This is a genomic window from Pseudarthrobacter sp. NPDC092202 (assembly GCF_044755505.1).
Classification (GTDB): Bacteria; Actinomycetota; Actinomycetes; order Actinomycetales; family Micrococcaceae; genus Arthrobacter.
On record NZ_JBIVRG010000012.1, the window covers coordinates 76,727 to 97,214 of the forward strand.

Sequence of the window (20,488 nt, forward strand, 5' to 3'; positions counted from 1 at the left end):
TTACTGCACCCGCACTCTCGGGTCAACAAGGGTGGTGGCGAAATCCGCCAGAATGGCTCCCAGGGCGAAGATCACGGAACCGTAGGCCAGCGTGGCCGTGGCGGCGTTGACGTCCTGGAGTGAGATGGCGTCGATGCTCCACGAACCCACGCCGGGCCAGGCGAAGATTTTCTCCGCGAAGAAACCGCCGGCGAAGATGGCCGGGATGGTGAAGGCGATGCTTTGGGCCACCGGTATGAACGAGACCCGCAGCGCGTGCCGCGAGATGGCCTGGTTTCGGGTGAGGCCCTTGGCGCGGGCGGTCCGGACGAAGTCGGCGTTGACGTTGTCCAGGAGGTACTGGCGCTGGGCAATCTGGTAGGACCCCCAGCCCACCAGTGTGATGGCCACAGTGGGGACGGCGTAGTGCGCCAGCATGTCGATGAACTGGGCCCAGCCCGGTTCCATCCCCGGGGTGGAAATGCCGGTGACAAAGAAGATGCGTTCGCCTACGGTCTCGTTGATGTTGATGGCGCCCAGCTGCACCAGGAAGTAGGCAATGGGGGCCGGCACGATGTAGGCAAGGTAGCTGTACGAGGTGATGACGCGGTCCTGGAACTTGTACTGCCGGGCGGCGGAATAGACGCCGAGGGCAACGCCGATCACCAGGGTCAGGATGATGGAAGCCAGGAAAAGGCGGGTGGAGATCCAGACGCGGTCCCCGAACTCCGCGTTGATGTAGGCGCCGTTGGGGCTGCGGCCCCAGTCCCAGCGCGTGAGAATGGCAGTAAGCCATTCGACATAGCGTTCCCAGGGGCTGAGGTCAGGGTCCAGGCCCTTCAGGCGCATCGAGTTTGCCACCTGCTCCGGGGTGGGACGGGGAATCCGTTCCTGTTCCAGCAGCGCGGGCTTGAGGGAACTGACCGCAAGGAAATATCCCGCTGACGTTGTCAGGAAGATCATGAAGACGTACGTGATGCCGCGCTTGGCGAGGTACCTGAGCATGCCGCAGCTACTTCTGGATCGTCGCCGCCGGCAGCTGGACGGTCAGACACCGCGTCATCCGCAGGCGGGCCAGGCTGTTGGGCAAATCAACAATCACGTGCTGGATCCTTCCGTTTTCCCCTGATCAGCGGGGGGGTTGCGCCGCTTCACCGGGTCCTTGCCAGCGGGTAGCTGGCGTCCCGCAGCCTTTCAGGCTTAGCCCTGGTGGACTATGTCGCGGGTCACATTCCAGAGGAAACTATCACAAGCCGGAACCGAAAATGCGGGCCAATGCCCCGAAAGCTACCCGCCCGTATCAGATCGTTATGAATAGTTCTGTGAAGTTGGTGTGACTGGACACACATTCGGCCTGTGGCCTACTCTACGCTCCGCGGACCACCCGTGTGACAAGATCCCGCCAGGAAGCGGCAAGCCTGTCAGGCGCAATCCCATGGACTTTGACAAGGCTTAACAGCCGCTCCGGATCGAGGGTGGCCGCCAGGGACCCGGCCATCAGCCAGGGGTCGGGCCCAAAGCCTTCTTCCCGCAGGAGGATCTCGATATGGCGGTGCCACAGGACGGCGGCGGGGGCTTCAAAGCGCCCGCGCGAGGCATGCTCGGCGGCCAGCACCAGGTCCCCGAACTCCATGACGTAGGAGATCCGCTCCGCCCCGAAGGCGATGAGGCGTTCCAGCCCGGGCGCGCCAGGACCCAGCGGTGGCGGCCCGAACATGAACCGGGACTGGAAATCGGCCTCGGACTCGCTCAGCAGCGTCAGCATCAGCCCTGCCCGGCTGCCGAACCGGCGGAAGACCGTCCCCTTGCCCACCCCGGCATGCTCGGCCAGCCGGTCCATGGTCAGGCCCTCCGCCCCGCAGTCAGCGATGAGCTCCCGGGCAGCAGCAAGGAGGCGTTCCCGGTTCCGTGCGGCGTCCCGGCGTTCTGCCGCCGTTCCCGCCGGCAGGCCCGGCCGCGGTGGGATGAAGCTCACATCCGACATTCCAGACCTCGGGAATAATAAGCGGACCGCAGTCCGTTTAGATGGGTGAAGGCACTAACAAGCCTCAGCTTAGACCGGCCCGCGGCCCTCCCGCGGACCCAGACCCCAGGAGTTCCCATGACCAAGAGCACCGTCCTTACCCTTGTAGGCAGCCTCCGCGCCGAGTCCACCAACCAGAAGCTGGCGGAAGCCATCCAGCTGAACGCGCCGGAGCAGGTTGACGTGGTGATCCACGGGAACCTTGGCAACATCCCGTTCTACAACGAGGACATCGACGTCGAGGGCCAGGTCCCCGAGGCAGCGGCTGCTTTGCGCGCTGCGGCCAATGAGGCAGACACGCTGCTGCTCGTCACTCCGGAGCACAACGGCACCGTTCCCGCCGCACTGAAGAACGCCATCGACTGGCTGTCCCGCCCGTTCGGCGCCGGCGCCCTCGCCGGCAAGCCCACCGCCGTCGTCGGCACCGCGTTCGGCCAGTACGGCGGGGTCTGGGCCCAGGACGAGGCCCGCAAGGCAGCAGGCATCGCCGGTGCGCAGATCCTCGAGGACGTCAAGCTCGCCGTGCCGGGATCCATGGTCCGCTTCGCCGAGGTCCACCCGAAAGACGACGCAGAGGTTGTGGAGCAGATCAAGGGCGTGTTCGACGCAATCACCGCGTCACAGCCCGCGGCTTAGCCGCCGCCCCCGGTACCCGGCGCAGCCAACGCGCCGGGTACTGCTTTTTAAGCCCGCCCACCCTGCGGATCCAGCCGCCCGGCCGACACAGTGGAACTCTGGCTGCTGCACCTGATCATTGCTACCGTGACCGCATGAGTCCCTCAAAGACCCCGGCCGAGATCCTCACCATCGCCGGAGCCGAGGTCCGCATCTCGAGTCCGGACAAGGTGCTGTTCCCCGAACCCGGGCTGACGAAGCTCGACCTGGTGAAGTATTACCTGGCGGTCGCGGACGGTGCACTCCGCGGCGCCGGGGGCCGGCCGATGGTCCTCAAGCGCTTCCCCAAGGGCATTGACGCCGAGCCGTTTTTCCAAAAGCGCGTGCCCGAAAACCACCCTGCCTACGTGGACACCGCCACCCTGCACTACGCGTCGGGGACGTCGGCGGAGGAAGCCGTCATCCGGGACGCCGCCGGCCTGGCATGGGTGGTGAACCTCGGCTGCCTTGACCTGAATCCCCACCCCGTGCGCGCGGAAGACCTGGAGCACCCCGACGAACTCCGGGTGGACCTCGATCCTATGCCGGGGGTGGACTGGTCCCAGATTGTGGACGCCGCCTTTGTGGCGCGGGACGTGCTCGGCGACGCGGGCCTGGTGGGATGGCCGAAGACCAGCGGTTCCCGGGGGCTTCACATCCTTGTGCGCATCGCACCGCGGTGGTCCTACCGGGACGTGCGGCTTGCCGCCGAGACTCTTGCCCGCGAGGTGGAGAACCGCGCGCCCGGCCTTGCCACCGCACGGTGGTGGAAGGAGGAACGGGGCGAGAGCGTGTTCGTGGACTTCAACCAGAACGCCAAGGACCGCACCGTGGCCTCCGCGTACTCGGTGCGGCCCTTGCCCGACGCCCGGGTATCCACCCCCCTGACCTGGGACGAGGTCCGGACCGCCAGGCCGGACCAGTTCACGGTGCTCACAGTGCCCCGGCGCTTTGCCGACAAGGGTGACCCGCACGCCGGTATTGATGACGCGGCGGGCAGCCTTGACGGGCTCCTGGCACTGGCGGCGGAGCTCGGACCCGCCGAAAAGGCGCCGCGCAGCGGTGACGGCTCCGGCCGCCGGCAGTCGGTGATGCCGCTCATTGAAGTTGCCCGGACCAGGACCAGGCCCGAAGCGCAGGCCGCCCTCGACGAATGGAAGGCCCGGCACGCGGACCTTGTCCCGGCCCTGCATCCGGCCGATGTGCTGGTGGACGGGATGCGTGGATCGAGCTCCCTCTGGTACCGGGTGCGGGTGAACCTGCAGCACGTCCCCGAGCCGGAACGTCCGCCGCAAGAAGAACTCATTGCCGACTACGACCCTTGGGCAGGCAAGGAGTGGCCTGGCCGGCCAGGGTCCTGACGGGTTCCCGGCGGGAACTTGGCGCGGGCCTGTCAGGCAGCGCACCGTGATCAACTCTTGTCCCAACCGGTACCTTCCCGGCATTCCCGGGCCTGGCTGCCCGCCGTAACGTTAATCCACCAAACCGGACCGGGATGGCGGTGGAGGCATGCAGGCAGGGAGTGCAGGAAGACACAGGGCAGGGCTGTGGACGGCGGCAGCGGCCTTCCTGGCTCTTCCGCTGTGGCTCGGCGGATGCGTGGCAGCGGCACCCCCGGAATCCACGCCGGCACCTGCGGCTCCGCTTGCCCTCAGCAAAAGCACACCGGCCGTCCCGCGCCCCCTTGCCCCAGGCCCGCAGCCGCAGGGTCCTGCCCGCACGGAGGCGGCCGCTCCCCCGGCCCGATCGCTGAACCAGGCATCTGCCGGACTTTCGGCAGCGGCCGGAGGGCCAGGCGCTCCGCTGGCAGGCACTTCCGCGCCAAGCACTCCGGATCCGGGCAGTGAGGATCCGGGAAGTGACGATCCGGGCAGTGAGGAACCCGGCACCTCAGCTCCCCGGGACACCGGCGATGCTGCGGCGCTGCGGCCTTCCGCCCGCCCCCTTCCCGCCGGCAGTCCGGCCGCCGCGCCTGTGGTGACGGCCTACTACGTGCTCCTGGACGACGGCGGCCGGAACGGTGTGCGTTTCGGTTGCAACGACAGCCTGGTGGGCATTTCCCACGCAAGTCCCACTGGCGGGGAGGTCCTTCCTGCCGCGGTCGGGGCGCTGCTGGACACGCCGGGAAGCGCCGCTGTGGGGACGCACGAACCGGAGTTCTACAACGCCCTTGCCGGTTCGCGCCTGAAGTTCCTCTCGGGAAGCTTCGACGGGACCACGGTCACCGTCTACCTTGCCGGCACGATGCGCCCCGGTGGCGCTTGCGACCTGCCCCGGATGGAAGCGCAACTGACGCAGACGGCCGTTGCTGCCGTGGGCGCCATCAGGGCGGAGATTTACGTCAATGGCCTCACCCTCAATGAAGTTCTGAGCCTCGATTAACTGCCCGGGTATGAAAGTTGCCAATCCCCAACAGGAGCTTATTTAGAAACACCTGTTGCTTTTAGGGCAACACATCGCTGTATCCTGTGGGTGTGAGCCACGAAACACTCGACGCCGCAGCAGGGACGCTGCCAGCAGAAGCCATTGATGCCATCGAGCGGGCGGCTACCTCCGCACACCGCCACGAAGAACTCTTCTCGGAGCGGGCCGCGAATATCCGCCAGTCGGCAGTGAGGGACGTCTTCGACATCTCCCTGCGGCCCGGCCTCGTTTCGCTCGCCGGAGGAAGCCCCTACCTGCAGTCCCTCCCGCTGGACCGCCTTGCCGCCACGGCCGCGAAGATCATTGCGGAAGACGGCCTTACCGCCCTGCAGTACGGAAGCGGGCAGGGATCGGAGGAACTCCGCACCCAGATCTGCGAGGTGATGGCAGCTGAAGGAATCACCGACGCGCTGCCGCAGAATGTGGTCATCACCGCAGGCTCGCAGTCCGCGCAGGACGTGGCCACCAAGGTTTTCTGCAACCCCGGCGATGTGGTCCTGGTGGAGGATCCCACGTACGTGGGAGCACTCAACACCTTCGAGGCGTACCAGGTCCAGGTGGAAACGGTGGAAATGGACGCTTCAGGCCTGGTCCCGGAGCAGTTGGAGGCCCGGATTGCCGCCCTTCAGTTGGCCGGCAAGAACATCAAATTCCTCTACACCATCCCCAACTTCAACAACCCCTCGGGCATCACCATGGCGGCGGACCGGCGCCAGGAGATCGTGGACATATGCCGCAAGGCGAATATCCTCGTTGTGGAGGACAACCCCTACGGCCTGCTCCGCTTCAGCGGGGAACCCCTGGCGCCGCTGCGGGCAGCAAATCCGGACGACGTCATCTACATGGGGTCCTTCTCCAAGATCTTCGCTCCTGGCCTCAGGATCGGCTGGGCACTGGTCCCGGAACACCTTCAGCGCCGCTACTACCTGGCAGCCGAAGCCGTGACGCTCTGCCCGCCGGCCTTCAACCAGATGCTGGTCTCGGCCTACCTCCGCGACTACGACTGGAAGGGCCAGATCGGGACGTACCGCGTGCTGTACGCCGAGCGCTGCAGGGCGCTGCTGGCAGCCCTCGAGGACTACATGCCCGCGGGGACCACCTGGACACAGCCGGAAGGCGGCTTCTTCGTGTGGGTGACGCTCCCCGAAGGCGTGGACACCTACCCCCTGCTGCACAAGGCGATCGACGCCGGCGTTGTGTTCATCCCGGGAGCCGCCTTCACGCCGTCGGACGATCCGTCCAACAAGCTGCGCCTCGCTTTCAGCGCCGTGCCGCCCGAGGCCATTGCCGAAGGCGTCCGCCGCCTGGCGCCGGTGCTTCAGCAAGCCATCGCCGCGCTGTAGCCTTGGCGTGACCAGCGCCACAGAAACCAAGCAAAGGAGCACACATGAGCGGAATCATCGTTGTAGGGGTGGACGGCAGCGCAACTGCCAGGAAGGCCGCCGAATCGGCCCGCGACCTCGCAACAGCCCTTGGCGCCTCCCTCCACGTGGTGTCGGCCTTCGACAGCGACCGCACCGAGGTGTTTGGCAGCGGCAGCGACCGGTGGATCGTCTCCGATGCCGACGCAGCGGAACATGTGGCGCGGACGGTTGCGGACTCGCTGGGCAGGGCCATCAAGGTGACCTACTCCGCCGCCCGCGGCAGGCCGGCCGACGCCCTCATCAAGGAAGCCCTGAGGATGGACGCCCGCATCATCGTGGTGGGAAACCGCAGGATGCACGGCATCGGGCGCGTGCTTGGCAGCGTAGCCAACAGCGTGGCCCACAACGCGCCCTGCGACGTCTACATCGCCAATACGTACGACGCCGAATAGCAGACTTTACGGACACCATGCGGAAGGCGCGCCCCGCATGGTGTCCGTTCTCACGCCCAAAAGCGCCTGTCCGGCGTCAACCCGGCGATAAAATTGAAGCAGCCCCCAACGGTGCGGACACCCAGCATCCACCACCACTAAGGGGCCCCATTGATTACCCTCCAGCGCCGCCAGCTTGCCGGCCACGACATCCTCCTCGCCCGCCATGGCAACCACATCTGCTCCATGCGCGTTGACCGGAGCAACGACCGCGTCGTGGCGTTGCTGGACGACGGCAGCGTGGACAGCGCCCCCAACCTGATTGCGCCCGGGATCAGGCTCCCCGAGACCGTGGGCAGCGTGCTGCGGGAGGACTGGAAGCTCCTGACGGCCTGGGCCGGCATGGCGACGGCCATGGCTGTCCTCATGACGGGCGCTGCCGTGGCCCTGGGTACCACCGCGGATCCGGCCACGCTTGAGATGCTTACCGCCTACACCGCCTACTGAGGCCGGCTACGCCACCATCCGGCCCTGCAGGGCCCACCAGATCCCGGCCATCACCACGCCGCCGAACAGCGAACCGGCAACCACCTGGGCGAGAGTGTGGGCGCGAAGCACCACCCTGGACCAACCGACAGCGGGCACCAGGAGCAGCAGCGGAAGCCACGCCGGCCCCAGCACCAGTACGCTGATCACTGCCGCCGAGGACATGGCCGCTGCGTGCCCGCTGATCTTCCAGAACGGGCTGACTCCCGCGAGCACCACAACGCCCGCCACCACGGCGAGGACCATCACCACCACACTTTGCGGGGCGCCCACTGACGCCAGCACCAGGAGCCCGGCCGTGATGGAGGCCAGCGCCATCAGCAGCACGGGAGCGCGCTGCCGGCGGTCACTGACGTGGTGGTCGGTGACCTTGCCCCGCCGCACCAGCACGAGCAGCAACAGCAGCGGAAACACGCAGACAAACAGGGCCGCCAACGCACCATATCCCATGGTTCCCGGGAAGCCGGGCTGCGATATGGGGCTGATCAGCAGCTGGACGGTGACCACCACCGGAGGCTGGAACACCTCCGTCAGCCACCGCGCGGTCCTGTTCTTGGTCCGGAGGGCGGGGCCGTTGATTGCCAGTGTCCTGTCCTAGTCGAGGAGGAGCGCAGGCTCCTCCAGGATCGCGGCGACGTCGGCCATGAAGCGGGCGGACAGGTCGCCGTCCACCACGCGGTGGTCAAACGATCCGCCCAGGGTGGTGATCCAGCGCGGGATGACTTCCCCGTCGAGGACCCACGGCTTCTGCTTGATGGTTCCGAACGCCACGATGGCAACCTCACCGGGATTGATGATGGGTGTGCCGGTATCGATCCCGAGGGCTCCGATGTTGGTGATGGTAAGCGTGCCGCCCTGCATTTCGGCGGGCTTCGTCTTTCCGGACCGGGCCGTGACGGCCAGGTTATTGAGCGCCAGTGCCAGTTCCTTCAGGGAAAGGTCCTGGGCGTTCTTGATGTTCGGCACCATCAGCCCCCGCGGTGTGGCCGCCGCAATGCCCAGGTTCATGTAGTGCTTGACCTGGATCTCGGCGGCGTCGGTCCCGTCGGCATTGTCCACCCACGTGGCGTTGACGCTGGGGTTCCGGGCGGCAGCCCAGATCACCGCCTTGGCAAGGATAAGCAGCGGCGAAACCTTGATGCCCTCGAAGTCCCGTGACGACTTGAGCCTTTTGACGAATTCCATGGTGCGGCTGGCGTCCACATCCACGAAGATGCTGACGTGCGGTGCCGCGAAGGCGGAATCCACCATGGCCTTTGCCGTGGCCTTCCGGACGCCCTTGACGGGAATCCGCTCGATGCGCTGGTCCTGCGGCTTGCCCGCCTTGCCCCAGAAGCCGTCAGCCTTGTCCAGTTCCGCGTCCCGCTGGGCCTGGTAGCTCACCAGGTCCTCGCGGGTCACCTCGCCGCGGGATCCTGTGGCCACCACATCCGCCAGGTCGATGCCAAGGTCCCGCGCGATCTTGCGGACAGGAGGCTTCGCGAGGACCCGGTTGACCAGGCCGGTGATGGTGCCGCCCAGGGTGGGACGGTTGTCGACGGTGGCGGCCGGGCTGGTTGCCTGGCCCGGCGCCTGAATCACTTCGGCCGGCGAATGGGGCTGGACGGGCTCCACTTCAGGGGCATTGGGCGACAAGGCGGAGGCGGGCGATGTCTTCCGCGGCCGCCGTTTCACGGCGTCGGCCTTGGGGCCGGAGCCGACGAGGGGCCCGCCGGCCGGAGCACTCTCCGTGGCCTGCGCACTGTCTGCTGCGCCGCCGTCGGACGCTGGAAGCTTGCCGTAGAGCGGCTGCCCGGGAGCCTCAGGGGCGCGGACATCCGCGGGGGTGGGGTCTCCGGACACGTCGTCGCTGACACTGATGATGGCGGTGCCGACGTCGATGGTCACCCCTTCCGGGACCAGCAGTTCAGTAACGGTCCCTGCGAAGGGTGAGGGCAGTTCCACGAGGGACTTGGCCGTTTCGATCTCGCAGAGGACGTCGTTGATGGCGACGGCGTCGCCCGGCTTGACCTTCCAGGAGACGATTTCCGCTTCGGTGAGGCCTTCGCCGACGTCAGGCAGGTTGAACTTGTTGAGAGTCATGGTGTCCTCGGTTGGGAAGCCTCAGTAGGAAAGGGCGCGGTCCAGCGCCTCCAGAATGCGGTCGATGTCCGGAAGGTAGTCTTCCTCCACCTTGGCAACCGGGTAGGGCATGTGGAAGCCACCCACCCTGATGACCGGCGCCTCAAGCGAGTGGAAGGCCCGCTCACTGATCCGGGCAGCGATCTCGCCGCCGATTCCGCCGAAGGTGGGCGCCTCATGCGCCACGACCAGCCGCCCGGTTTTCTGCACAGAGGCCGTGACGGTGTCGAAATCCAGCGGGGAGATGGACCGCAGGTCGATCACCTCCACGCTCCGGCCGTCCTCCTCAGCGGCGTTGGCGGCTGCCAGCGCAACCGGCACCAGGGGGCCGTACGCCACAACGGTGGCGTCCGTCCCTTCGCGCAGCACATGGGCCTTGAAGGGATCCCCGGCCCGGCCCGGCGCGGCGGTGTCCACCTCGCCTTTTAGCCAGTAGCGGCGCTTTGGCTCGAAAATGATCACCGGGTCCTGGCATTCCACGGCCTGCTGGATCATCCAGTAGGCGTCATGGGCGTTGGAGGGGGTGATGATGCGCAGGCCGGCAGTGTGGGCGAACAGCGCCTCCGGGGATTCGGAGTGGTGCTCGACGGACCCGATGCCGCCGCCATAGGGGATGCGGATGACGACGGGAACTGTGAGGTTCCCATTGCTGCGGGCATGCATCTTGGCGAGCTGCGTGGTGATCTGGTTGAAGCCGGGGAAAACAAAGCCGTCGAACTGGATTTCGCAGACCGGCCGGTACCCGCGCAGCGCGAGGCCAATGGCGGTTCCAATAATCCCCGATTCGGCCAGCGGCGTGTCCACCACGCGGTCGGGACCGAACTCGCCGATCAGACCGTCCGTCACCCGGTAGACGCCGCCCAGCGGACCAATGTCCTCACCCATCAGCAGGGACTTTGGGTTGCGGGCGAGTGTTTCACGCAGGCCTTCGTTGATGGCCTTGGCGATGGTCATGGTTGTCATCAGTGGCCTGCCTTTGCTGCGGGCTGTCCGGCATCGGCCGACTGCTCCCCGCCTGCGAACCCTGCGGTGTATTCCTCAAACCATGCAAGCTCCTCCGCCACCAGGGGATGCGCTTCGGCGTAGGTGTTGGCGAAGGCGGAGCGGATGTCCGGGGTCTCAAGGTCATGGGTGGTGCGGCGGACATATGCGGCGAGTTCATCGCCGTCGGCTTTCACCTTGGCGAAGAAGTCGTCGTCAGCCAGGCCTTCGGCGCGCAGGTATTTTTCCACCCGGGCCAGGGGGTCCTTCGCCCGCCAGGCATCTTCCTCGGCGGACGGCCGGTACTTGGTGGGATCGTCCGCGGTGGTGTGGGCGCCCACCCGGTACGTGAAAGCTTCGATCAGGACCGGGCCCTTGCCTTGGCGGGCGTGTTCCAGAGCCCATTCGGTGACGGCGTGGACGGCGATGACGTCGTTGCCGTCCACCCTGATCCCCGGAAAGCCGTAGCCCTTGGCACGATTGGACAGCGGCACGCGGGTCTGGACGTTGGTGGGCACGGAGATGGCCCAGTGGTTGTTCTGGCAGAAAAACACAACGGGGGCGTTGTAGGACGAGGCGAACACCATCGACTCGTGGACGTCGCCCTCGGAGCTGGCACCGTCGCCAAAGTAGGCGATCACCGCTGCGTCCTCCCCGTTGGCCGGCGCCGCCAGCTTCTGGTCACGCTGGATGCCCATGGCGTAGCCGACGGCATGAAGCGTCTGGGCCGCCAGGACCAGGGTGTAAAGGTGGAAGTTCGTGTCCTTGGGGTTCCAGCCGCCGTTGGATACGCCCCGGAACTGCCGGAGGAGTTCGGCAAGGTCCACGTTGCGGGTGTAGGCGACGCCGTGCTCGCGGTAGGTGGGGAAGATATAGTCCTGCGGCCGGCTGGCCCTGCCGGAGCCGATCTGTGCGGCCTCCTGCCCGGTCAGCGGGACCCAGAGCGCCAACTGTCCCTGGCGCTGCAGGGCAGTGGCTTCCACGTCGAAGCGCCGGATGGCGGCCATGTCCGCATACAGGCCGCGAAGAATTTCCGGAGTGATTTTCCGGGCGTACTCGCTGAAGACGGGGTCGAAGCCAAGCTTTCCGTCCGGGTCCAGGAGTTGGACCATCTGCGCGGGGGGCTCGCCCATAACCGCTTCGGCATCAGCCTCACGCTGGTCGTCTACCGCTGTTCCGTCGAACTCGGTGGAAGGCAGATGTGTGCCCATACCGTCTCCTCGCTTGCCGCATGCGGATGCAGTGCAAATGTCGCTGGGATATATGCCTCAAGAGGAATAGATTCCCGGCGCGGCATATATATTGCTTTACTGATCCTAACTTTATCTTCAGTAGGTAGGCTCCGGGCCACTTGTTAAGCGCTAGGAACCCCGTGGCGCGTTTGTATAGTCCGCACACAACTGGAGGAACCTGGTGTTGGCCTCCGCTTCGCCGATGCTCACCCTGACCCCTTCGCCCGGGAATGCCCGGACGGAGAGTGCGTGACTGCCCGCAAGCTCGGCAAATCCGGCGCTGTGCTCGCCCAGGTCCAGCCAGATAAAGTTTCCCTGCGCGTCGGGAACAGCCCAGCCCAGGCTCCGTAGCCGTGCGGTGACACGCTCGCGTTCATCCACCAGGCTTTGTACCCTTTCTACAACCTGGGGGTGGTTCCGCAGAGAAACAATCGCCGCCGCCTCAGCGATCTGCGATACGGCGAAGGGGGTTGCTGCCACCCTGATGTGCTGCGTCAGCGCGGGGTTGGACACGCTGTAGCCCACCCTGAGCCCTGCCAGGCCGTGCGCCTTCGAGAACGTCCGGAGCACCACCACGTTGGGGTACTTGCGGTACAGGGCAATGCCGTCCACCGAGCCTTCGGCCCTGACGAACTCCTGGTAGGCCTCGTCAATCACCACCACCACGTGCGGGGGGACGCGCCTGATGAATTCCTCGGTTTCGGCTGCGCCCAGGGCGGGCCCGGTGGGATTGTTGGGCGTGCACAGGAGGACCATTTTGGTTCGGGCAGTCACGGCTTCCGCCATGGCCCGCAGGTCATGCCTGCCATCAGCAGCCACGGGAACGCGCACGCTGCTGGCTCCGGAGAGGCCAACGCTGATGGGGTACGCCTCGAAGGACCGCCAGGCGTAGACCACCTCATCCGGCATGCCGTCATCGTTCCCGCCGGCAAAGGTGGCCAGCAGCTGGTTCAGTGCGCCCAGGCTGCCCGCACCGGTGACGATGTCCTCCATGGGAACGCCCAGGAAGCCGGAGAGCTCCGCACGCAGTTTGCTGCTGAGCGGATCTGGGTAGCGGTTGAAGTCGGTCTGGTGCGCTATGGCTTCGAGCACGGCGGGAAGCGGGGGCAACGGATTTTCGTTGGATGACAGCTTGTAGCTGGCCATCCCGTCAACGGTGGCGGGGGGCTTCCCGGCGGCGTAGCGGGGCAGGCTGGCCACCACGGGACGGGGCTGGACACCGCCTTTGAGGGTCTCAGAAGACGTCATGCAGACCAGCCTACTTCCCCGTCTCCGGGAGGGAAGCAGGCTGGTCCAGCGCGATCAGGCCCGGCTGCCGGACGCCGCTCCGGTGGTGTCCGCCCTGGTGCCCGCCAGCTGCGGCGCCCAGCCGTCGGCTCCGCGGAGGTAGGCGTCCACGGTGTACTCCCCGGCCAGGCCAGGATCAAGCTGGGGCCGGGTGGGGGTTACCTGGGAGCCCGGACCATTGTTGTTGAATTCGTGGAAGCGCGCTTCCTGCCAGGAGAATCCGCTCATGTCCGTCCAGGGCGCACTGGAGATGTGGGCGCCCAGCCAGGAGTCCCTGACGAGCACCTGGGCAATCGCGTCAACGTCTCCGCTGGGGTGCCAGGGGCGGCCCAGGTGCACAGTGCCGGCCGCGGCATCGGAGACGAACCGGCAGCCGGCGAACAGGTAGCCGTGCTTGATCTGGATGTTGAGGCTGCCGGCCGACACGTATCCGTTGTTGCTCCCGGATCCCCGGTCCAGGGACCGGATCTCGCAGCCGGCGAAGACCGCCGTTCCCCGGCCGAAGATGAAATCCACATCCCCTTCCACGTAGCAGCCGGTGAAGAAGAACCGTGACTGCACTCCGCGGGAAGGCGAATCGACCAGCAGGGTGTCCTGGTTGCCCAGGCAACGGACATTGCGGAGGACGGCCCGGTCGCCTGTCAGGAAGAGTGCCACCGCCTGCCGGTTCTTCATCTCCTGGTTGGCGGCTTCGTCGAAGTCGTTGCTGAACGTGAGGTTCGCGGCCGTGAAGTCCGGTCCGTCAATCCGCACGCTGGCGCTTCCGCCCGTGCCGTAAGGCCCGGTGCCGTCAGGTTTTGGAGTGCCGGAGGCGTTGTTGTAGACCAGTACAACGTCGTCCGCCTTCTCCCCCAGCCCAATAAAGGAGATCCTGGGCTTATTGGCCGGAACCCTGATGAGTTCCCGGTAGGTTCCGGGCGCGATGCGTATCTGGGTGCGCCCGATGCTTCCGGCCGGGACTGCGTCCACGGCCGCCTGCACCGTCCGGAACGCCGATCCTGCCCCGACCTCCAGGACAACGGGCTTCTCAATGGGGCGTTCGCTGGGCCAGAAGATTCCGGCAAGGGCATCCAGTGGTGCATCAACATGCTGGAAGTACCCCGGCGGTACTGCCTGCTGTGCTTGCAACTCCGAGGCCACCAGCCTGGCCACGGCAAGGGCGCCTTCGGCCTGGAAGTGCGTGTTGTCCTCCACCCCTTGCGGATACTGCGGATATTGGCCGGGCTCCGCGTAAAGGAAGTGCGACTTCGTCCCTTCGACGCCCAGCTTCTGCCACAGGTCCCTGGAGGACGCCGTGAGGTCCACGAGGGGTGTTCCGGTCGCTGCAGCGAGCTCGCGGACAGCCTGGGGGTAGGCGCCGTGCGACTCCTGGGCCACGCCAAGGGCGTTAAACCGGCGGCGCTCCACCGGAGTGACCAGCACGGCCTTCGCGCCACGGCCAACGGCACTGTCGATATATTTCTGCAGGTATTCCTTAAACGTGGTCTGGGGGTCGGTACCCCTGGCCGGATCCTGGACCTTTTCGTCGTTGTGCCCGAAGGAGATGAGCAGGTAATCCCCGGGCTGGAGCATGGCCACAACCTCATCCATGAGGCCGGCATCGGCGAAGCTCTTTGACGAAGCGCCGGACCACGCGTAGTCCACTACCTCGGCCTGCGGCCCCAGCAGCAGGGGGAGCGCCTGGCCCCAGCCCGCGCGGGGACGTTCCGACTGCTGGTAGGCGGACGAGGTCGAGTCCCCCACCACGAAAATCACCGGGTGGGTCCGTTTCTGCGCGGTGGCGGGGCGGACCGCGGCCAGCGAGCGCGCAGCGCCCGGGCCGGAGAGTCCTGCCGCGGCCGTTGCTGCTCCCGCCGCAACAGCAGCCAGGATGGAACGGCGGCTGGGTTTGAGGCGGCGCATCAGTTAGCCTCCCCTGCCGTGAAAACGGGCCCGACGGCGTCCGCGAGGAGGGCGGGGACGGCCTGGGCCGCATTCACATGGGTCCGCAGCACCGGCGTCCAGCTGTCGTCGGAGCCCAGCTGCCGGTCAGCCGGAGCCTCCGCGTTGTACGCTGCCCGAAGATCGACGACTTTGCCGTTGACGGCGTTTCCGGTGGTGGCGATGACCTTCCCCTTGAAATACGCGATGAGCGAGGAAACCGGGACATCGACAGGAATAGTGAACGCGTTGGCTTCCGCGTACAGGTGTGATTCCACGCCTGCCCCGAAGGTGTATCCGTAGGGGACCTCGGAGTCGGCGGAGGTCCTGAAGTGGTTGTTGTAGACGTCCACCTGGCCGTACCGGACCCGGGGTGCGCGCTGGCCAACGTTCTGGAACACGTTGTGGTGGATCGTTACGCGCAGCTTTCCCACGTCGCCCCTGGTGGTGGAGTCCGTGGATCCGATGAGCAGGAGCTTGTCGTGCTCGGAGAACCGGTTGTAGGACATGGTGACAAGGTCCGAGCCGTTGGTGACGTCAACGGCGCCGTCGTGCACCTGGTACGGCCGGCCGAAGTAGGTGGGCTGGGCGCTGTCCAGGTTGGGGGCATCGGTGAAGTGGTTATGGTCAACCCATACGCGGGTGGAGCCATTGATGATCTGCAGCAGGTCATACTCGCTGTTCCAGTTGCCGGTGGCGCCATCGGTCGGGTCCCAGGCCGGGAAGCAGTCGGCAGCGTCCCGCACCGTGAGGTTCCGGAAGATCACGTTTTCTGCCCGGTTGATCCTCAGGGCTGCGCCGGTGATGCTGCTGTCCGGCCCGGCTCCCACGATGGTGGTGTTGCTGGGGATATCCCAGCGGATGGTGGCGGCCTGTTGTGCCGCGGCTGCGCGCCGCGCAGTTTCCTGGGGCCCCTCGGGTTCCCTGGTTGTTCCATACCGGGCGGGATCGAAATCGTAGAGGTACTGGGCCAGGGAGTAGCCGGTGCCGGCGGCATAGTCTTCGCAGCTGAGCGGAGCACCGTTCGCATCTGTATTTGCCGCGATATCCCCGTGTATCCGGATGATCTTCGGGTCCGTGCCGCCACTTGAAAACGCAGCCAGCAGTTCGCTTCTGCTGGACACGTCGTACACGCGGTCAGGACCGGCAGCGGACCCGCCCGTGGTGCCGGCACCCGCCGCGGCCCAGCCGTCGTTCTCCGGAAGCACCTGGCGTTCGAGCGGCTGTCGTGCGGTCTGGGCTGTTGGGTCCGCCTGTGGCGCGGCTGTTGCGAACGCGGGGACGGGTGCTGCGAGCAGCGAGACGGCAAGGGCCGCCGCCAGAGACACGGGTGTGAGGGGCTTTTTGTGACGCATGATCTCTCTTCCTCCATTGGAATGAACCACGCTTCGGCGCAGGCGAAGCCTGCGGGTCGGAAAGCGATTTCTCTACTATGAGAAACCGCTTTCCGAATGTCAAGAGCTCAGTCGAACTTTGACAGGAGTCTTTTCCTGAATGTCATACCGCGCTGCCCGTGCATGACATCCGCCAGCGCCAGTGCCTGAAAGGCCGTAATGCTCGGTGCACCGTGCCTGCAGCCCGCTTTCAGGCAGGTGTGAAAGCATTGGCACATGCGCTCCTTCATTGGCCGGGTCCTCATCAATGGGTTGGCCCTCTGGGTTGCCAGCTGGATCCTTCCCGGACTCGACATCTCCACCTCGGCAACAACAGACGCGGTAGCCCAGACGGGCATTTCCCAGGGAACGGATGTAGCGGGCACTGCCCTGGCTTACGTGTTCATCGGCCTCATCTTCGGCTTGGTCAATGCATTCATCCGCCCCCTGGTGAGCTTCCTGTCCCTTCCGATCACCATCCTCACGCTGGGCCTCTTCACCATCGTCATCAGCGCAGCGATGCTGTACCTGACCTCATGGATCAGCAGTTTCACGCCGGTGCAGTTCACCATCGATTCGTTCTTCTGGACGGCGGTGCTCGCTGCCATCATCATCACCCTCATCTCGCTGGTGGCCGGCCGGGTTACTGGAGTCCGCCGCTAGCAGGCCGGGCTACCGACCGCCGCTGGCCATGGCTGGCCGACCAAACAGCAGGACTACCGCGTGCCATGTCCGCGCTCCTGCCTGCGGGGATCAGCGGCCGGGAGATGAGGGGCGGCGGTCTTCGCCCTCGACAGGGAAAACCGCGTGGCTTTCGCGGTGCCGCCGGCGCCCAGGATGGCGCCCAGCGCCGCAGTGGATTGCACCAGCGAGGGGTCGCTGCTTGCTGCGACCAGCCGGGCACCGTGTTGGTAACTGTGTAGCTGGTGGCCAGGGCCAATGCCTACGTCCTCCCCTGTCTGAACGTACAAGTCATTGGTCATGGTGACCGTGACTTGGTTTCTGGTGTCCCGGTTAGGTGCGCCATCGGCCCCGGGGACCCAGTCCGTCCGGTGCTCCAGGTGGAGGCTGGTGACGTCCGGCTTCGACGCGATGTGGGCAACGGGCGAGCCTGCGGTCAAAACGTACTTCAAGTTGTACTCACTAATGAAGTCCTCGCTTGCTGCCAGGTTCATGGCGTGGATACCTCCTTGGCTGTAACCAACTCCCACCACGGGGTCGCCCCTTCTGGCGCCGGCCGCTTGAAGCGCGTCGCGGACTGCCTTGTTGACGCTTTCTGAGTTGTCTCCCACGCCTTCGACTATTCCGCTCAGGTCAAAAGGATTTGTGCCCCCCGGTGGGGCGTGCAGTTGGGTTCCAGGAATCACCACCACGTAGGCCCTGCGTCCGTCGTTATCGACTTCGATGACTTCGATATATCCGGTGCCTCGTTCATCAATGACCCGGACACGTTCCAGCAGGCCCGACGGGGAAGCATCCAGGACAATCGGAACACTCTCTTCCTTCGTGGCTTCCACCGGGCGAGGCCTTATCGCTGGAAGCACGACGTCCGCCAGGGTCTTGAGGAGGGGAGAGGCAAACGCGGCATTGCCGAGGATGTTCTCGGCGGCGCTGCGGTTGAGAAACCCTGTCCTCCAGAAATCCGCATGACGGTCCAGCTCACCTGCGGTGTCCGGAATTCCGAGCGCGCGTGCAGTCGCTGCCACCGCCTCCGCCACCTCGTACTCCTGCCGGCACGCCCGGACCTGGCTGCTGATGCGCTGGAGTTCGGTTCGAACGGCCTGGAGGCTCCGCCCGGACTCGCCCACCGCCTCCAGCGCCATGGTCCCGGTCCATCGGGGCAGGTCCTGGAACGGAATGAGGTCTTCCCAGATGCGGCGGGCCTCGACCTCGATCGCCGCAAGCTTTCCCGCCAGGGCATCCACCTTTTCTGCACCTGCCGCCAGCTCCTCCAACTGGTAGCTGATCCCACCCACACCGCCCCGGATTTCGAGGTGACCGTCCTGCGCCGGGCCCGGGAGCCTGAGCGGGCCGCCGGTGCCAGAAGGCGTGGCCTCGGCCATCCCCTAGAACCTGCCGCCGTTGGAGCAGCCGGCAACCAGCGTCTCCCTGCTGTGCCGTTCCACGGCAGCCTTTGCCTCGGTCAGTGAGTCGAGGGCGCGCCGCAGGGCCGCCGCCTGCAGAGCCACGGTGTCCCGGTACGCCCGCCCTGCCGGTGATTCCCACTGCAGCAGCTGGATGTCCCTGAATCCTGCAAGCACCTCCTCTCCCCGAACCATGCAGGCCGCCACGCGTGCAGCCAATTGGTCCACCTGGGTAACGCGGTGCATGTCGGCCCGCAGGTCCACCCCTGCCAGCTCACTGCGCACCTTCCCACCCCACGGACACCCAGAACCGCCGCCAAAAGTCCCGTCCGCATCCCGCAGCTGGCCCTTCCATACCGCCCCACTTCCGTAATGCCCGGCCAAGACACCCACCGCCTGGCCACTCTTCCTTCACCCAGACGCTACGAGAGGACTCCCCCGGACTGCAGGGCCGCCGTCGGCTATGTGGACAAGTAACGTGGACGGCCGCCGCTTAAGGGGCCGCGGGAGTTCGTGAAAGAATCAGCACATGCCTGAAACTGCCGCCACAGCTGACACCCGTACGCCCTCAGGACGCCTGGCCCTTGCCGCGTCCCCCGAAAAGATCGCGCTCGGCCCGCTGGACGGCCGCTACCAGTCAGCCGTCGCCCCCCTGGTGGACTACCTCTCCGAGGCGGCCCTCAACCGTGACCGCGTGGCCGTGGAAGTCGAATGGCTGATCCACCTCACCAGCAACAACGTCCTTCCGGGCGCCGGGCCGCTGACCGCCGCGCAGCAGGACCAACTCCGCGCCATCGTCACCGAATTCAACGCCGCCTCGGTGGCCGAACTCGCGGACATCGAAGCCGTTACGGTCCACGACGTCAAGGCCGTGGAGTACTACATTGGCCGCCGACTGCCCGCCATCGGCATCGAAAACCTGACCGCCATGGTGCACTTCGGCTGCACCTCGGAGGACATCAACAACCTCTCGTACGCGCTCGGCGTCAAGGGCGCCGTGGAGGACGTGTGGCTGCCCGCCGCCCGCTCCCTGGTGGCCCAGATCAGCAGAATGGCGGAGGACAACCGCGCCGTCCCCATGCTGTCGCGCACGCACGGCCAGCCCGCCACGCCCACCACCCTGGGCAAGGAACTTGCGGTCATCGCCCACCGCCTGACACGCCAGCTGGACCGGATCGCCCGGACGGAGTACCTGGGCAAGATCAACGGCGCCACCGGCACCTACGCCGCCCACGTCGCTTCCGTTCCCGGCGCTGACTGGCAGCAGGTGGCCAAATCCTTCGTGGAGGGGCTGGGGCTGACCTGGAACCCGCTGACCACGCAGATCGAAAGCCACGACTGGCAGGCGGAACTGTACGCCGACGTCGCGCGGTTCAACCGCATCCTCCACAACGTCTGCACGGACATCTGGAGCTACATCTCCATCGGCTACTTCGCGCAGATCCCGGTGGCCGGCGCAACAGGCTCCTCCACCATGCCGCACAAGGTCAACCCGATCCGCTTCGAGAACGCGGAAGCCAACCTGGAGATCTCCAACGGCCTGCTGGACACCCTCGGCGCCACCCTGGTGACGTCCCGCTGGCAGCGCGACCTGACCGACTCCTCCAGCCAGCGCAACATCGGCGTGGCGTTCGGCCACTCACTGCTGGCAATTTCGAACGTGGCCAAGGGCCTGGAGCGCCTGGACGTGGCCGAGGATGTGCTGGCCGGAGACCTGGACACCAACTGGGAAGTGCTGGGTGAGGCGATCCAGATGGTCATGCGCGCCGAGGCGATTGCCGGCGTCGAAGGCATGGAGAACCCCTACGAGCGCCTCAAGGACCTCACCCGCGGCCAGCGGGTGGACGCTGCCCGCATGCAGGAATTCGTGCAAAGCCTCGGCCTGTCACCTGAAGCGGAAGCCCGGCTGCTGGCGCTGACGCCCGGCAAGTACACCGGCATCGCGGACCAGCTGGTAAACCACCTTAAGTAGCTCCCGCTGCCGTTCCGCGGAGGGCACAGCAGCAAAGACGGTGCGGCAACAAAGTACGACGGCGGCGCCGGGCCCACGAAGGGTCCGGCGCCTTTTG

The 20,488-nt window shown here is 66.2% G+C and carries 19 protein-coding genes; 8 read left to right on the plus strand and 11 right to left on the minus strand.

Annotated elements, in window-relative coordinates; translation table 11 throughout:
• Both ACIQF4_RS16570 and ACIQF4_RS16575 read right to left on the minus strand, forming a co-directional pair.
• Entirely contained in the window at nt 1-984 is a 984-nt protein-coding gene (locus ACIQF4_RS16570; protein WP_190612978.1) for an ABC transporter permease, read from the minus strand.
• 361 nt (nt 985-1,345) lie between these two features.
• Nucleotides 1,346-1,954: a TetR/AcrR family transcriptional regulator gene (locus ACIQF4_RS16575; RefSeq protein ID WP_400516616.1), complete on the minus strand. Its 609-nt coding sequence runs from the start codon at nt 1,952-1,954 to the stop codon at nt 1,346-1,348.
• A 126-nt stretch (nt 1,955-2,080) separates the two neighbouring features.
• On the opposite strand from ACIQF4_RS16575, the gene ACIQF4_RS16580 reads away from it, so the two are divergent.
• From ACIQF4_RS16580 to ACIQF4_RS16605, 6 genes are all read left to right on the plus strand, one after another.
• Nucleotides 2,081-2,638 (plus strand): NAD(P)H-dependent oxidoreductase, encoded by a 558-nt coding sequence (locus tag ACIQF4_RS16580; RefSeq protein WP_231456108.1) that lies wholly within the window; start codon nt 2,081-2,083, stop codon nt 2,636-2,638.
• 134 nt (nt 2,639-2,772) lie between these two features.
• On the plus strand, nt 2,773-4,017 hold the full coding sequence (ligD, locus tag ACIQF4_RS16585) for a non-homologous end-joining DNA ligase (RefSeq protein WP_400516617.1): 1,245 nt from the start codon (nt 2,773-2,775) through the stop codon (nt 4,015-4,017).
• A 148-nt stretch (nt 4,018-4,165) separates the two neighbouring features.
• The gene (locus ACIQF4_RS16590; protein ID WP_400516618.1) at nt 4,166-5,038 is read left to right on the plus strand and encodes a hypothetical protein; all 873 of its coding nucleotides are present in this window, start codon (nt 4,166-4,168) and stop codon (nt 5,036-5,038) included.
• Nucleotides 5,039-5,130: 92 nt separating this feature from the next.
• Complete coding sequence (locus ACIQF4_RS16595; RefSeq protein WP_350003605.1) at nt 5,131-6,423, plus strand: PLP-dependent aminotransferase family protein; 1,293 nt, start codon at nt 5,131-5,133, stop codon at nt 6,421-6,423.
• A 44-nt stretch (nt 6,424-6,467) separates the two neighbouring features.
• Nucleotides 6,468-6,896, plus strand: coding sequence for a universal stress protein (locus ACIQF4_RS16600; RefSeq protein WP_350003604.1), 429 nt, complete (start codon nt 6,468-6,470; stop codon nt 6,894-6,896).
• A 150-nt stretch (nt 6,897-7,046) separates the two neighbouring features.
• Nucleotides 7,047-7,382 carry a hypothetical protein gene (locus tag ACIQF4_RS16605; protein ID WP_350003603.1) on the plus strand — a complete coding sequence of 112 codons (336 nt, stop codon included), beginning with the start codon at nt 7,047-7,049 and terminating at the stop codon, nt 7,380-7,382.
• A 6-nt stretch (nt 7,383-7,388) separates the two neighbouring features.
• Here the strand turns inward: ACIQF4_RS16605 and ACIQF4_RS16610 are convergent, their stop codons facing one another.
• From ACIQF4_RS16610 to ACIQF4_RS16640, 7 genes are all read right to left on the minus strand, one after another.
• Entirely contained in the window at nt 7,389-8,006 is a 618-nt protein-coding gene (locus tag ACIQF4_RS16610) for a phosphatase PAP2 family protein (protein WP_374152980.1), read from the minus strand.
• Nucleotides 8,007-8,015: 9 nt separating this feature from the next.
• Nucleotides 8,016-9,503, minus strand: coding sequence for a dihydrolipoamide acetyltransferase family protein (locus ACIQF4_RS16615; protein ID WP_350003601.1), 1,488 nt, complete (start codon nt 9,501-9,503; stop codon nt 8,016-8,018).
• 21 nt (nt 9,504-9,524) lie between these two features.
• Entirely contained in the window at nt 9,525-10,505 is a 981-nt protein-coding gene (locus tag ACIQF4_RS16620) for an alpha-ketoacid dehydrogenase subunit beta (protein WP_400516619.1), read from the minus strand.
• Nucleotides 10,505-11,734, minus strand: a complete 1,230-nt coding sequence (gene pdhA / locus ACIQF4_RS16625) for a pyruvate dehydrogenase (acetyl-transferring) E1 component subunit alpha (RefSeq protein ID WP_400516621.1) — start codon at nt 11,732-11,734, stop codon at nt 10,505-10,507. Before pdhA ends, ACIQF4_RS16620 begins: the two co-directional genes overlap by 1 nt.
• Nucleotides 11,735-11,884: 150 nt before the next feature.
• Nucleotides 11,885-13,003: a histidinol-phosphate transaminase gene (locus ACIQF4_RS16630; protein WP_400516622.1), complete on the minus strand. Its 1,119-nt coding sequence runs from the start codon at nt 13,001-13,003 to the stop codon at nt 11,885-11,887.
• A 54-nt stretch (nt 13,004-13,057) separates the two neighbouring features.
• Complete coding sequence (locus ACIQF4_RS16635) at nt 13,058-14,944, minus strand: pectinesterase family protein (RefSeq protein WP_400516624.1); 1,887 nt, start codon at nt 14,942-14,944, stop codon at nt 13,058-13,060.
• Nucleotides 14,944-16,317 (minus strand): polysaccharide lyase family 1 protein, encoded by a 1,374-nt coding sequence (locus ACIQF4_RS16640; protein ID WP_400516625.1) that lies wholly within the window; start codon nt 16,315-16,317, stop codon nt 14,944-14,946. The genes ACIQF4_RS16635 and ACIQF4_RS16640 overlap by 1 nt, the downstream gene beginning before the upstream one ends.
• 255 nt (nt 16,318-16,572) lie before the next feature.
• Between ACIQF4_RS16640 and ACIQF4_RS16645 the strand changes: the two genes are divergently transcribed.
• Nucleotides 16,573-16,998: a phage holin family protein gene (locus ACIQF4_RS16645; protein ID WP_350003595.1), complete on the plus strand. Its 426-nt coding sequence runs from the start codon at nt 16,573-16,575 to the stop codon at nt 16,996-16,998.
• A gap of 53 nt (nt 16,999-17,051) precedes the next feature.
• On the opposite strand, the gene ACIQF4_RS16650 is transcribed toward ACIQF4_RS16645, so the two are convergent.
• Both ACIQF4_RS16650 and ACIQF4_RS16655 read right to left on the minus strand, forming a co-directional pair.
• Nucleotides 17,052-18,398 carry a hypothetical protein gene (locus tag ACIQF4_RS16650; protein WP_400516626.1) on the minus strand — a complete coding sequence of 449 codons (1,347 nt, stop codon included), beginning with the start codon at nt 18,396-18,398 and terminating at the stop codon, nt 17,052-17,054.
• Nucleotides 18,399-18,401: 3 nt separating this feature from the next.
• The gene (locus ACIQF4_RS16655; RefSeq protein WP_350003593.1) at nt 18,402-18,704 is read right to left on the minus strand and encodes a hypothetical protein; all 303 of its coding nucleotides are present in this window, start codon (nt 18,702-18,704) and stop codon (nt 18,402-18,404) included.
• A 244-nt stretch (nt 18,705-18,948) separates the two neighbouring features.
• Here ACIQF4_RS16655 and purB point away from each other — a divergent pair, with 244 nt between their 5' ends.
• A complete protein-coding gene (gene purB / locus ACIQF4_RS16660) occupies nt 18,949-20,391 on the plus strand; it encodes an adenylosuccinate lyase (RefSeq protein WP_400516627.1) in 1,443 nt (480 codons plus the stop codon).
• Nucleotides 20,392-20,488: the final 97 nt, after the last annotated feature.

Excerpts from the sequence above, each read along its gene's own strand:
- ACIQF4_RS16650 (WP_400516626.1), bottom strand. The coding sequence starts at position 18,398 with ATGGCCGAGGCCACGCCTTCTGGCACCGGCGGCCCGCTCAGGCTCCCG.
- pdhA (WP_400516621.1), bottom strand. The coding sequence starts at position 11,734 with ATGGGCACACATCTGCCTTCCACCGAGTTCGACGGAACAGCGGTAGAC.
- ACIQF4_RS16590 (WP_400516618.1), top strand. The coding sequence starts at position 4,166 with ATGCAGGCAGGGAGTGCAGGAAGACACAGGGCAGGGCTGTGGACGGCG.
- ACIQF4_RS16600 (WP_350003604.1), top strand. The coding sequence starts at position 6,468 with ATGAGCGGAATCATCGTTGTAGGGGTGGACGGCAGCGCAACTGCCAGG.
- ACIQF4_RS16570 (WP_190612978.1), bottom strand. The coding sequence starts at position 984 with ATGCTCAGGTACCTCGCCAAGCGCGGCATCACGTACGTCTTCATGATC.
- ACIQF4_RS16580 (WP_231456108.1), top strand. The coding sequence starts at position 2,081 with ATGACCAAGAGCACCGTCCTTACCCTTGTAGGCAGCCTCCGCGCCGAG.
- ACIQF4_RS16620 (WP_400516619.1), bottom strand. The coding sequence starts at position 10,505 with ATGACAACCATGACCATCGCCAAGGCCATCAACGAAGGCCTGCGTGAA.
- ACIQF4_RS16615 (WP_350003601.1), bottom strand. The coding sequence starts at position 9,503 with ATGACTCTCAACAAGTTCAACCTGCCTGACGTCGGCGAAGGCCTCACC.
- purB (WP_400516627.1), top strand. The coding sequence starts at position 18,949 with ATGCCTGAAACTGCCGCCACAGCTGACACCCGTACGCCCTCAGGACGC.
- ligD (WP_400516617.1), top strand. The coding sequence starts at position 2,773 with ATGAGTCCCTCAAAGACCCCGGCCGAGATCCTCACCATCGCCGGAGCC.
- ACIQF4_RS16630 (WP_400516622.1), bottom strand. The coding sequence starts at position 13,003 with ATGACGTCTTCTGAGACCCTCAAAGGCGGTGTCCAGCCCCGTCCCGTG.
- ACIQF4_RS16635 (WP_400516624.1), bottom strand. The coding sequence starts at position 14,944 with ATGCGCCGCCTCAAACCCAGCCGCCGTTCCATCCTGGCTGCTGTTGCG.
- ACIQF4_RS16645 (WP_350003595.1), top strand. The coding sequence starts at position 16,573 with ATGCGCTCCTTCATTGGCCGGGTCCTCATCAATGGGTTGGCCCTCTGG.
- ACIQF4_RS16640 (WP_400516625.1), bottom strand. The coding sequence starts at position 16,317 with ATGCGTCACAAAAAGCCCCTCACACCCGTGTCTCTGGCGGCGGCCCTT.